This window comes from Vulcanithermus mediatlanticus (assembly GCF_055385885.1).
On sequence record NZ_AP042385.1, the window covers coordinates 1,542,888 to 1,555,019 of the forward strand.

The 12,132-nt window shown below is 64.5% G+C and carries 13 protein-coding genes and 1 tRNA gene; all 14 read right to left on the reverse strand.

Features of this window, described 5'->3' with window-relative positions; genetic code table 11:
* Window positions 1-25: 25 nt before the first annotated feature.
* Window positions 26-2,437, reverse strand: coding sequence for a DNA gyrase subunit A (gene gyrA, locus ACZ5BT_RS08925; RefSeq protein WP_464884246.1), 2,412 nt, complete (start codon window positions 2,435-2,437; stop codon window positions 26-28).
* Between the two features lie 123 nt (window positions 2,438-2,560).
* A tRNA-Asp gene (locus tag ACZ5BT_RS08930) sits at window positions 2,561-2,638 on the reverse strand.
* Between the two features lie 38 nt (window positions 2,639-2,676).
* Window positions 2,677-3,105, reverse strand: coding sequence for a type II 3-dehydroquinate dehydratase (aroQ, locus tag ACZ5BT_RS08935; RefSeq protein ID WP_464884247.1), 429 nt, complete (start codon window positions 3,103-3,105; stop codon window positions 2,677-2,679).
* Window positions 3,102-4,124, reverse strand: coding sequence for a 3-dehydroquinate synthase (locus ACZ5BT_RS08940; protein WP_464884248.1), 1,023 nt, complete (start codon window positions 4,122-4,124; stop codon window positions 3,102-3,104). The genes aroQ and ACZ5BT_RS08940 overlap by 4 nt, the downstream gene beginning before the upstream one ends.
* Window positions 4,105-4,659, reverse strand: coding sequence for a shikimate kinase (locus ACZ5BT_RS08945; RefSeq protein WP_464884249.1), 555 nt, complete (start codon window positions 4,657-4,659; stop codon window positions 4,105-4,107). The genes ACZ5BT_RS08940 and ACZ5BT_RS08945 overlap by 20 nt, the downstream gene beginning before the upstream one ends.
* Complete coding sequence (aroC, locus tag ACZ5BT_RS08950) at window positions 4,659-5,810, reverse strand: chorismate synthase (protein WP_464884250.1); 1,152 nt, start codon at window positions 5,808-5,810, stop codon at window positions 4,659-4,661. The genes ACZ5BT_RS08945 and aroC overlap by 1 nt, the downstream gene beginning before the upstream one ends.
* A gap of 25 nt (window positions 5,811-5,835) precedes the next feature.
* Window positions 5,836-7,350, reverse strand: a complete 1,515-nt coding sequence (locus ACZ5BT_RS08955; RefSeq protein ID WP_464884251.1) for a type II secretion system protein GspD — start codon at window positions 7,348-7,350, stop codon at window positions 5,836-5,838.
* Between the two features lie 2 nt (window positions 7,351-7,352).
* Entirely contained in the window at window positions 7,353-7,514 is a 162-nt protein-coding gene (locus ACZ5BT_RS08960; protein ID WP_464884252.1) for a hypothetical protein, read from the reverse strand.
* A gap of 26 nt (window positions 7,515-7,540) precedes the next feature.
* Complete coding sequence (locus ACZ5BT_RS08965) at window positions 7,541-8,293, reverse strand: hypothetical protein (RefSeq protein ID WP_464884253.1); 753 nt, start codon at window positions 8,291-8,293, stop codon at window positions 7,541-7,543.
* Window positions 8,290-8,865, reverse strand: coding sequence for a type 4a pilus biogenesis protein PilO (pilO, locus tag ACZ5BT_RS08970; protein ID WP_464884254.1), 576 nt, complete (start codon window positions 8,863-8,865; stop codon window positions 8,290-8,292). Before pilO ends, ACZ5BT_RS08965 begins: the two co-directional genes overlap by 4 nt.
* Window positions 8,849-9,460, reverse strand: coding sequence for a flagellar protein FliT (locus ACZ5BT_RS08975; RefSeq protein ID WP_464884255.1), 612 nt, complete (start codon window positions 9,458-9,460; stop codon window positions 8,849-8,851). Before ACZ5BT_RS08975 ends, pilO begins: the two co-directional genes overlap by 17 nt.
* On the reverse strand, window positions 9,453-10,598 hold the full coding sequence (gene pilM / locus ACZ5BT_RS08980) for a type IV pilus assembly protein PilM (RefSeq protein WP_464884256.1): 1,146 nt from the start codon (window positions 10,596-10,598) through the stop codon (window positions 9,453-9,455). Before pilM ends, ACZ5BT_RS08975 begins: the two co-directional genes overlap by 8 nt.
* A gap of 41 nt (window positions 10,599-10,639) precedes the next feature.
* The gene (locus ACZ5BT_RS08985) at window positions 10,640-11,665 is read right to left on the reverse strand and encodes an isocitrate/isopropylmalate dehydrogenase family protein (RefSeq protein WP_464884257.1); all 1,026 of its coding nucleotides are present in this window, start codon (window positions 11,663-11,665) and stop codon (window positions 10,640-10,642) included.
* A 4-nt stretch (window positions 11,666-11,669) separates the two neighbouring features.
* Window positions 11,670-12,113: a DUF5317 domain-containing protein gene (locus tag ACZ5BT_RS08990; RefSeq protein WP_464884258.1), complete on the reverse strand. Its 444-nt coding sequence runs from the start codon at window positions 12,111-12,113 to the stop codon at window positions 11,670-11,672.
* Window positions 12,114-12,132 lie beyond the last annotated feature (19 nt).

Sequence of the window (12,132 nt, forward strand, 5' to 3'; positions counted from 1 at the left end):
GGGGGTTGATTTTGAAGGCGTGGGTTCAGTCCTCGGCGATCACGAAGGCTGAGGCCACCTCGTCTCCCTCGGGGAGGTTGATGATGCGCACGCCACCGGTGGAGCGGGAGTAAGAGGGGATGCCCCGGACCCGGGTGCGGATCGCCTGGCCCTTGCGGGAGAGCACGAGCAGGTCTTCGTTGCCCTGAACCGGCAGCAGCGCCGCGAGCCGGCCGACCTTGGGGCTGACCTTGAACCCGATGACCCCCTGGCCGCCCCTTCCCTGGCGGGGGTATTCGCCCGCGGGGGTGCGTTTCCCGTAACCCTTGGCGCCCACCGCCAGGAGATCGCCTTCCCAGACCTCGGGGATGACGGCCAGAGAGACCACGCGGTCGCCTTCACGCAGGCGTATGCCGCGAACGCCCCGGCTGGCCCGGCCGGTGGGGCGCACCTCGGAGAGGGCAAAGCGGATGGTTTTTCCCTGGCTGCTGGCCAGCACCACGTCGTCTCCGGGCCTGGCCGTGGCCACGGCGATCAGGTCGTCGCCCTGTTGCAGGTGAATGGCGATGAGGCCGGCGGCGTTGAGGTTTTGGTACTCCTGGATGGGCGTTCGCTTGATGGTGCCGTTCCGGGTCGCGAAGACGAAGTCCCCGGGTTCGCTCAGGTTCTTGATGCTAAGGAGCGCGGCCACCTCCTCCCCATCGGCCAGGGGGAGAAACTGACGGACGTGGCTGCCCCGAGCGGTTCGCGAGGCCTCGGGGAGTTCGAAGACCTTGGTGCCGTACACACGGCCTTGGTTGGTGAAAAAGAGGAGCTGGTCGTGCATCTGGGCCACGAAGACGCGGGTGGCCTCGTCGGTATCCTTGCTGCGCCCCACGTGGACCCCCATGCCGCCCCGGCCTTGCGCCCGGTAGGCTTCAAGCGGCGTTCGCTTGACGTAGCCGGCGGCGGTCATGGTGATGACCATGGGCTCGTCCTCGATGAGGTCCTCGATGGCAAAGCCTTCGGCAAAGGTGGTGATCACCGTACGGCGGGCGTCGCCGTACTTGGCCTTGATCTCTAGGAGTTCGTCTTTGACCACCCCCCAGAGCCGGCCTTCGTCCTGCAAGATGGCGCGCAGCCAGGCAATGCGCTCGAGGAGCTCCCGGTGCTCGGCCTGGAGCTTCTCCCGCTCCAGCCCGGTCAGGCGTTGCAGACGCATGTCGAGGATGGCCTGGGCCTGGATCTCGGTGAGCGAGAAGCGCTCAATTAAGGCCCGTTTGGCTTCGCCGGCGTCCCTCGAGGCCCGGATGAGCTCGATCACCTCGTCGAGGTTGTCGAGGGCGATGAGCAGGCCCTCGAGCACGTGGGCGCGGTCTTCGGCCTTTTTGAGCTCGAACCGGGTGCGGCGGGTGATCACCTCGCGCCGGTGGTCGAGGAAATGGCGCATCAGTTCCAGCAGCGAGAGCACCTTGGGCTCGCCGTCGACGATCGCCAGCAGGTTGACGGTGAAGGTGGTTTGCAGAGCGGTGTGCTTGTAGAGCTGGTTGAGCACGACTTCGGGGTTGGCGCCCCGTTTGAGCTCGATGACGATGCGCATGCCCTGCCGGTCCGACTCGTCGCGAAGCGCCGAGATATCCTCGATCTTTTTGTTCCGGACCAGGGCCGCAATCTGGGCGATGAGGCTCGACTTGTTGACTTGGTAGGGGATTTCGCTGACCACCAGGACCGGCCGCCCCTTTTTGTCCTCGATGTAGACCTTGGCCCTGAGACGCAGGCTCCCGCGGCCTTTGGCATACGCGTCCTTGATTCCGGCGCGGTTCAGACGACCGCCGGTGGGGAAGTCGGGGCCCGGAAGGTGGGCCATGACCTCATCCAGCGTGATCGCCGGGTTTTCAATCATCGCCACCAAGGCGTCGATCAGTTCGCTCAGGTTGTGCGGCGGAAGGCTGGTGGCCATCCCCACGGCGATCCCGCTGGCACCGTTGGCCAGCAGATTGGGGAACCCGGCCGGCAGCACCTCGGGCTCTTCGGTGGTGCCGTCGAAGTTGGGTTTGAAGTCAACGGTGTCCTTGTCGATGTCGCGAAGGAGTTCGAGGGCGATGGGGGAGAGCCTGGCCTCGGTGTAGCGGTACGCCGCCGCGGGATCGCCGTCGATGGAGCCAAAGTTCCCCTGACCGTCGACGAGCGGATAGCGCAGGTTCCACGCCTGCGCCAGCCGCACCATGGCGTCGTAGACCGCCTGGTCCCCGTGGGGGTGGTATTTCTTGATCACCTCGCCGACCACGCCGGCGCTTTTGGAGTGCTTCCGGTTGGGGAGCAGCCCCTCCTGGTACATGGCGAAGAGGATCCGCCGTTGCACCGGTTTGAGCCCGTCCCGAACGTCGGGAAGGGCGCGGTCGACGATGACGCTCATGGCGTAGTTGATGAAGCTCTGCTTGACTTCTTCGGTAATCTCCACAGGAACGATCTCTGCCATGTTCTCCTCACAAAAAAAGCGCGCTCATCTGGCGCCTGATGCCTGCATGGGGCGAGCCATAGACCCTTGCTCAATTATACCGCTGCCGGAAGGGGAAAAGAAAAAAGCCGCTTGCGCGGCTTTTGGCGGCCCCGACGGGACTTGAACCCGCGACCTCCCACGTGACAGGCGGGTGTGCTAACCAATCTACACCACGGGGCCACACCCAGGGGTGAGTATAGGATTCGCCGCTGCTTTCGTCAATGGCGTTGCAGCAGGTACTCCAGGGCGTATCGGTAGCCGAGGATCCCCAGCCCGCTGATCACGCCCGCGGCCGCGGCGGCGGTGACCGAGTGCGTTCGGAAGGGTTCGCGGGCGTAGATGTTGGAAAGGTGGACTTCGACCACCGGCAACGGCTGCGACCGGATGGCGTCGAGGAGCGAATAGGAGTAGTGCGTCAGCGCGCCGGGGTTGAGGACGATGCCACGAAATCCGTCGTCGGAGGCCCGCTGGATCCACTCCACCAGGCTGCCCTCGTGGTTCGATTGGCGGCTGACCACGCTGACCCCGAGTTCCGAGCCCCAGGCCTCGAGGTGTTCCTCGAGCTCTTCGAAGGTGAGGGTGCCGTAGACTTCGGGTTCGCGCCGCCCCAGCATGTTGAGGTTCGGGCCATGCAACACAAGAATCACCGGAGCACCTCCTCCAACGATTGGTACGTTTCTTCCAAAAGCTTACCCTCAAGCGGCGTGATCGTGAGTTTGCCCAGCTCGAGGGGGATGACCCAGTGGATCTCGCCTTCGGCCTTTTTCTTGTCCCGCTCCAGGTAGGGCAAAAGCGTCGACCAGGACAGGGGAGGGAGCGGCGGCGCGTCCAGCCAGTCGAGGAGGTCGAGGGCACGGTCCACCAGGTCCTCACCCCCGAGCCTTCGTCCCAAAAGGCAGGCGAAGAGCAGGCCGTAGGCCACGGCTTCCCCGTGGGTCAGCGCGTGATGGGTGACCGCCTCGAGGGCATGGGCCAGGGTATGCCCCAGGTTCAGTTTCCTCCGCTCGCCCTTTTCGCGGAAATCGGCGCTCACCACGGCGATCTTCACGGCCACCGCCTTGCTGAGGTAGGCCTCCAGACGCGGGTGTTCGGGGTGGAGGTCGAAGGGGTCAAGGAGATCGGGGTCACCGGCGATGAAGCCGTGCTTGTAGGCTTCGACCAGCCCTTCTTTAAAGGTCCGCTCGGGGAGGGTCACGAGCCAGTCGAGGTCGGCCGTGACCCGTTCCGGGGCGTGGAAGGCGCCGACCAGGTTTTTCCCCTCCGGAAGGTTGAGCCCGGTTTTCCCGCCCACGCTGGCGTCGACGATCGCCAGCGTGGTGGTGGGGAAACTCTGGTAAACGATGCCTCGCAGATAGGTCGCGGCCAGGAAGCCGCCGAGGTCGGTGAGCGTCCCGCCGCCGACCACATAGAGCACGCCATCGCGACCGAGACCGCTTTTGGCGAGGTCTGAAAGGAGCCTGGCGTAGGTTTCGAGGGTCTTGGCGCGCTCGCCGCCGGCAACCCCGATCCTGGCCGTGATGCTGGCCTGATGCGCGATGGCTTCGGCGACGGCCTCGACAGCGAGGTCATAGAGCAAGACCGCATCCCGCGGTTCGGGGGGCAGGGTCGGCAGGAGACCGCGCCCGATCTCGACCGTGTATGGGGGGTTATGAACCTTGAGCCTCACGCCACCTCCAGAGTTCGGCCACGATTGCCTCGGCGGTCTGTTTGGGCGACCGGCCCTCGCTCGTGGCGTGAATCGGGGCTTGGCGGTAGAGCGCTTCCCGTTCGGCCAGCAAGCGCTTGATGCGGGGCAGGGGGTCGGGCGTGTCGAGCAGGGGGCGCTTTCCGGGCCGGCGTTGCACCCGCTCGTAGATCGTCTCCGGGCTGGCCCAAAGCGCCACCACCGGACCGCGCTTTAAAAGCCGATCCCGGTTTTGGTCGTCGACGAAGGTACCGCCGCCCAAACTGATCACCATCATGTCCTTGGTCACCAGCTCGGCGACCGCCTCGCGCTCGATTTTGCGGAAAGTCTCCTCGCCCAGGTAGCGGAAGATGTCGGGGATCGTAAGTCCAGCCTCGCGCTCGATGTAGCGATCGAGGTCGACGAAGTGGAGCATCAGCTCTTTCGCCAGTTCACGCCCGATTCGGGTTTTCCCCACACCCATGAATCCGGTGAGGGCCACCCAGGTCACCGGCCGGTCGACCTCGATGCAGCGCATCAGTACTCCCGCCAGCGGCGGCGGTAGGCCTCGAGGCGATCCAGGATCTCCTCGAGGGTATCGCCGCCGAACTTTTCCAGGTAGGCCTGGGCGAGCACGATGGCCACCACCGCCTCGACGATGAGGCTGGCTGCCGGGACCGCGGTGGTGTCCGAGCGCTCGCGGGCCGCGTCTTTCGGGCTATGGTCGGTGATGTCCACCGTAGGCAGCGGGCGCATGAGGGTGGCGATGGGTTTCATCGCCGCCCGGATCACGAGTTCTTCGCCGTTGGTCATGCCGGCCTCGAGCCCGCCGGCCCGGTTTGTGTCCCGGTAATACCCCCGGCCTTCCTGCCAGGCGATGGCGTCGTGGACCTCGGAGCCAGGCCGCATGGCGTTTTCGAAGGCGGGCCCGATCTCGACCCCCTTCATGGCGGGAACGCTCATCACCGCCTGGGCGATGCGGCCGTCGAGCTTTCTGTCCGGATGAACGTAGCTGCCGAGCCCGGGGACGAGCCCCTTAAATCGCACCTCGACGATGCCGCCCAGGGTGTCGCCTTCGGCTTTGGCCCGGTCGATGGCGGCGATCATCTCGGCTTCGGCCTCGGGATCGGGGGTGCGCAAGGGGCTCGCTTCGACCTCGGCTCGCCTTTCCCACTCGAAGGGCTTTTTCGCCCAGACACCGCCCAGGCCCACGACGTAGCTCGCGCTCTCCACGCCGAATTCCCGCAAAAGCTTGGCCGCGACCGCGCCAACGGCGACCCTCGAGGCCGTCTCCCGCGCCGAGGCTCGCTCCAACACATCGCGGAGGTCGCGGTGCCCATACTTGAACCCGCCCACCAGGTCAGCGTGTCCCGGCCGGGGGGCGGTGAGCGCCTTTCGCCGCGGCAGGTTGCCCGGGGCAGGGTCCATGATGTCCTTCCAGTTCCGGTGGTCGCGGTTTTCGATGACCAGCGTGACCGGGGCGCCGGTGGTCTTCCCGGCGCGAACCCCCGAGGTGATCTGAACCCGATCCGCCTCGATCTGCATGCGGCGGCCACGGCCGTAGCCTCCTTGCCTCTTTTGGAGCCAGGGGTCGATGTCGGCCGCCGTCAAATCGAGGCCGGCGGGAAGCCCGTCGATGATGGCATAGAGCGCGGGCCCGTGGGATTCCCCAGCCGTCAGAAATCGCATATCAAGAGCCTAGCACGAGGCCGGTCTAGGGGCGCGTGGCTTTCGGCAGGCACGGGGATGTGACTCGGGAAGGGCAGGTGTCGTTGGGCTCGGTGACGCGGCGCGCCTTGATCACGATGAGCAGTTCGCTATCTTCACTCTCGTTGGAGGTTTGGGAAAAGAGCGCTCCGAGCAGCGGGATATCGGAGAGGAAGGGGATGCCCTGTTTGGACTGGCTGTTTTTCCTCTGAATCAGCCCGCCGAGGACGACGGTCTGGCCGTCTTTGAGCCGCAAAACGGTGTTGGCGTTTTGAATGTTCTCGAGCGTGGGAAGCCCGCTGACGTCCTTTTGGGCGATGGAAGTAACCTTGGTGTTGAGCTTTAAGGTAATTTCGCCATCCGGGGTGAGCTGAGGCGTGATTTCAACGGTGACGCCACCGTTGAACTCCTTGTAGTCGGTGGTCACGTTGCCCTGGCTGTCTTTGACCTGGATGGGGAGGCGGTAGAGGTAGCCGGATTGGATCTTGCCGGTTTGGTTGGAGAGCAGGGTCAGGTTGGCGTCGGTCACCTTCCGGGAAAGCCCCTGCCGTTCGAGCGCGTTGAGGGTGGCCCCAATGTTGAGCGAAGCCAGCGAGCGGGTCGCATCGAAGATGAGCTGGATGCCGGCATCGGTGATGGCGGCCACCAGGTTGCCCCCTGCCGCCTGCCAGTTCAGGCCCAGACTCCGGAGGACGTTGGTGCTCACTTCCTGGATGCGCACCTGGACGCTGACCTGCTGAACCGGTCGATCGAGCTGGCCGAGGAGATTGGCCACAAAGGCAAGCGCTTCGGGGGTGCCGGTCACGATCAGGGCGTTGGTTCGGGGGTCGGCGACGATGCGAACCGAGGGTTGGTTGGGGCCGTTTTGCGCCTGGGCGGCCAGGGCGGCCTGGAGGATCTTGGCCAGGTCCTCGGCTTTGGCATACGCCAGGCGGAAGGTCTTTTGCGAAAGCGCGGGTCCGGTGGCCTCCTGGACGTCGGTTTTCTCAAGCAGCGCCGCGACTTCGTCGAGTTTGTTTTTGGGGCCCGTGACCATGAGCGCCTTTTGCCCCGGGATTGGGGTTGCCTGAACCTCGCTGACCTGGGCTTCAATGAAGGGGGCGATTTTCTCTGGATCCAGATACCGGACCGCAAAGATACGTTTTTCCACCGCCTTTTGCGTTCGAATCGCCTGGACGGCCTGGGCCACGACCTCCGGGCTCGCGACCAGGACGATGTCGCTTTTGAGCAGGGCGTAATCGAGCTTACCTTCGCCGTAGGTTTCGATGATGACCGTCCAGACTTCCCGGAAGGGTTTGTCGGCGATTTGGAGGCGAACTTTGAGGTTGGCGAGGTCTTGTGGCAGCTTGAGAACCGGGGTAAGCCCCACCGATTCCGCGAGCGCGCTCAAGACCACCTCGAGGCCATCGCCATTCGCCGAGGTCTTGATCGTAACCGGGCGATCGAAACGAGCTTCTTGGGGAAATCCGCCGGCGATCGCCAGCGAAAGCAGAAGCAACATGCTCAAAAGCCATCGTTTCATACTTACTCACCGCCTCCGTATTCCAGCGTAAGCGTGTAGGGGCCTTGGGTCAGGAGGACCCGCTCGGCGGTCACCGATTTGAGGATGATGTCGGTTCCGGGGAAGCTTTGACCGACCGAGAGGGTGAGATATCCCGTGCTGGTTTTAAAGATGGCGACGCTCACCGGCCCTAGGGCGACCCCGGAGAGCTTCAGCCCCGCATTTGCGCCCACTCGAGCAAGGGGTTGGCCTTGCTCGGGGCTGGGGCTGGGGCCGATTGAGAAACGATCGGCATCGCAAGTGGCGTCGCGCTGGGCTCCGAACCGCCGGTCTCGCCGGGAGCCGGGGGCAGGCGATCGAGGCGACTCTCGGGCAGGCTGAGTGCTGGTTTGGGGCGGGGTTCGGCCGCCTTTGGCGCGCGCGGCCGGACCTCGCGGTCGATGGGACCGAGCCTCAGTGGCAGGGCACCTTCTTGGGTCAGCGACGGTAGAGCGACATCCGGCGTTCCCTGCTGAACCCGGACGACGCGCGGCGTTGGAACACGTGGCGGCAGCGATACGCTGACCGGGGTTTTCTGGATGGGGATGGGCGCGGGTTTGGTGGCCTTCTTCTGGGCAAGCTCTGCCTTGAGCGGGGCGAAGGGGTTTGGGAGCGTTTTTTCTTTTTGTGCCTCGGCAACGGCTTCGGGTGTCGCCGGCGGTGGCGCGGTTGCTTCGGCCGGGGCTTCGGTCACCAGGAAGGGAAGGGGAAGGACCTCGAGAACGCGAGCGCTGGTCGAGGTGGCCACCGTGGCCTTGGCCGGTGTGGGTTTTTCCACCGCTTTGGCGACGCGTTTGGGGGGCTCGGGCGCGGGCGTGGCGGCCGGAATTTGGGTTCCGGCGCTGTAAAGGGCGTACCAGGCCCCGACCGCGACCACCAAGAGCAAGACGGTGACGAGGATTTTGGTTCGCGGAGTGAGCTTCATGGCGATCCCCCCGGCTTGTTCGCTTGATAGACGTAGAAGTGGACCTTGAGCTTGGTGCCGATCTCGGGGTTGGTCGGGTCGCCACCGCTTGGGTTGAGCGTGACCCCGTCCATGGAGCTGTAGCGTTTGAGGTTTTCAAGTGCTTTCAAGTAGTCGTAAAGCGCCGGGAACGGCGCGCGGATATCGATGGTGACGTCGATGGTGCCCACCCCGGGGATCTCGCTCTTTGCCGGGCTTCGCGAGATCGAGCTCAGGGTGACGCCGGCGTCCTCGGCGTTCTTGGTTAAAAGATCGAGCACTTCATAAAAACGCTCTTCATTGGGCAGCGCGGCCAGAAAGTTCGAAATTTCGCGCTCGAGGTCTGCGATTTTGGCCTTGAGCTTGGGGAGGTTGCGCTTGGCTGCCAGGCCGCGATCCCTTTGCTTCGTGAGGTTCTTGACTTCCCGCTCCAGGGTCTGGATCCGCGTCTGGGCGGGTTGGTACCAGGCCACGTACCAGATACCCGCCAGGACTGCGAACAAGGCGAGCGCCAGGATGAACTGCGTGCGGGGGTCTTTAACGAGCTGCTTCATTTTCCACCTTGGCGATCATGCCCACACTGGCGCTAAAACGGTAGATGCCGGTCTTGAGGTCGTGTTCGGCTTTTTGAAAGTCAATCCCGAAGCCGGGGTCAGTCTCGAAGGTCTTGACCATCTGGACCAGGACATTCCTCGAGGCCGCCCGGCCGCGGAAGGTGAACTCGACGTCGGCGGGAATGCCGTAGATCTGCTTGGCCTTATTGGGGTCGATGGCTTTGACGCTGAGGGTTTCGAGGCGGACCTCGAGGCGACCCTCTTTCGAGGGAAGCTCGACCAAAAACCGGGCCAGGTAATCGGCCCAGGGGCGGAACTTGGCCCGGACCTGGCGGGAAACGCTTGCCAGGGCCTCGAGCTCGCGTTGCTTTTGCTGCAGTTTGTTCTGCTCCGCGATGTAGCTACGAAGGAGCTCGACCTCGAGGCGGAGCTGCTCTTTTTGGTTTTCGAGGCGATTGATACTGGCTTGGGTTTGATAGTGTACGAATCCGACGCTGCCTAGGACCAAAATTCCGGCGACGAACGTGGCCAGGCGCCAGGCGCTTGGCAGCGTGCGTTTTCGGTAGCGCTTCGGGAGCAGGTTGAGGTTAATCAACGCCGCTCACCCCCCGAATCGCCAGGCCAACGGGGATCACGAACTCCGGCGCTACGTCGGCGAGCTTGGTGGCGGGGAAGCGGTTGCCGGGAACGCGTAGCCGGTTCCAGGGATTGATCTCGGTGAAGGTGATCCCGATGGCGTCGGCGATGAGGTTTTTGAGCCCGGCGAGCTTGATGCCGCCTCCGCCGATGAAGGCCTGGTCGGGGGCGGCCTCGCCGAACTGATTGTTGAAGAAATCGAGGCTTCGCTGGACCTCGGTGGTGAAGTCGAGCAGGACGTGACGCAAAGCGTCGTAGATGTCGGTGGGGCTCGGCTGGTCCGATACGGTGTCGATGCTGAGCAGCGCTTCCTCGTCATCCAGCGTGCCGCTGGCCAGGGCGTATTCGCGCTTGATCTTCTCGGCCTGCTCGATTTCCAGGCCAAAGGCGCGGGCGAGCGCCGCGGTGAAGGCGTTCCCGGCCACCGGGAAGTGCCGGGTCATGAGCGGTCGCTCGCCCTTCAGGAACACGATCGAGGATGACTCCGCGCCGACCTCCAGCACCACGGTGAGGGGCAGGCTGCCGTCCTCCCTGGGGGCCAGCTCAGGTTCGAGCACACGGACGCTGGCGAAGGGTTTGAGGTCCACCGCAATCGGTTCCAGCCCGGCATCGCGCAGGATCTCCACCAGCTGGACCACGGTTTCTTCTCGGGCAGCGGCGAAGAGCACCTCGATCTCGCCACCGCCCGATTCGTCCTCGCTCTCGCCCAGGATGGCGTAGTCGTAGGTGATCTCGTCAACCGAGAAGGGAATGTGGGGTTCCGCCTCCCAGCGAACGGCTTCCCCGATCTCCTTTTCCTCCATGCCCTTTGGAAATTTGAGGATGCGCGTCACCACGGCGTCGTTCGAAAGCGTGGTGACGACATGTTTCTTGCGGGTTCTGGCGTCGGAGATCAGGGCCCGGATCTCTTCGCTGAGGGCCGCCGGTTCGGTGATGAGCCCACCCTGGATCACGCCTGGGGGCGTGGGTCGGATCGCGTAGCCGCGGAGCACCAGCCTTGGCCCGTGGAGGTCGACCACCTTGAGGTTCGCCGTCCCCACTTCAAGGCCCAGAGCCTCGGTTCCTGACCTGAAGAAGTTCTCGAGCCAAGACGCCACGCTTTCCTCCCGCGCTCCCTCAGGCTACCATGGAACTGTTATCACTTTGTCCCGGTTTCGACCAGCGCCCGGATGACCGCGTCGGCGAACGCTTCGGTGGTGGCATGGCCACCCAGATCCGGGGTGCGCGGGCCTTGCTCAAGCGCGATATCCACCGCGCGTTCGATCTTCCTGGCCATTTCGGTTTCACCGAGGTGGTCGAGCATCATCGCAGCGGAGAGGATGGTCGCGGTGGGGTTCGCGACCCCCTTGCCCGCGATGTCGGGGGCCGAGCCGTGCACCGGTTCGAAAATGGCCGCCCGCTCGCCGATGTTGCCGCTGGGGGCGATGCCGAGCCCGCCAACCAGCCCGGCGGTGAGGTCGGAGAGGATATCGCCGAAGAGGTTTTCCATGACCAGAACGTCGAAGTCCTTGGGGTTACGGACCAGGCGCATGGCGCAGGCGTCAACGATCACCTCGTAGACCTCCACGGTGGGGTGGCGTTTGGCGGCGTCGTAAGCGGCCTCGAGGAAAAGACCGTCGGACATGGGGAGCACGTTGGCCTTGTGGACCAGCGCAAGGCGGCCGCGACGTTTTTCGGCCAGGCGCAAGGCGTATTCGGCGATGCGGTACGAGGCTTCATAGGTGATCACGCGGTCGGCAATGGCGACCCGCCCCCGGGCATACAGCCGTTCCTGCTCGACGTAGAGCCCTTCGGTGTTTTCGCGCACCACGACCAGGTCGGTGCCCTCCACCGCACCCGGAACCGGGTGATATTTCGCGGGGCGGACGTTGGCGTAGAGGTCGAGCCGCTTGCGCAGGTACCGAATGGCACCGAAAAAGCCGGGGACTTTCTGGGTCGGGCTGGTGGCGGCGCCAAAGAGGGTGGCGTCCGCGGCCAGCACCTTCTCCACCGTTTCTTCCGGCACCGAGGTGCCGTATTTTTGGAAGGTTTCCCACCCGGCCTCGGCTTCGATGAACTCGAAGGTAAGACCGGTGGCTTCAAGGACCCGCCGCGCCGCGGGGATGACCTCATGCCCGATGCCGTCGCCTTCGATAAGGGTAATGCGGTAGACGCGTTCGGTCATGCGTCTATCCTAATGCCTTTTCGTCACGATGTTTGGCCCGGAGTCCAATCTCCACGACCGCCAGGGCGAGACCGATGGTGATCAAGATATCGCCCACGCTGATCACCGACCCCGAAAGAGGGATGATGTCGCTCAGCCACACCAGGCGGGTGCCCGGGCCGACGACCACGTGGAGCGCGTCGCCCCCTCGCTCGAGGATGGGAATAGCGGCGGCGAGGCCGGCGGCCTCGAGGGCCTCGGCGGTAACCGGCATCTTGCCCCCGTTGGCCAGGATCGCCAGGGTGTTCATGGCATAGCCAAGGGTCACCACCCACAGCCCGCGCAAAAACCGGTTCCGCCAGAGTCCAAAGGCGATCAGGGCGAGCGCCGTGAGTTCGAAGAGGGTTCCCGTGGTGGCCGGGTCGATCCGCCCGCTCACCGAAAGCCTCGTGGCGAGCGATTCCAGCACCGCCGCCGCCACGAAGACC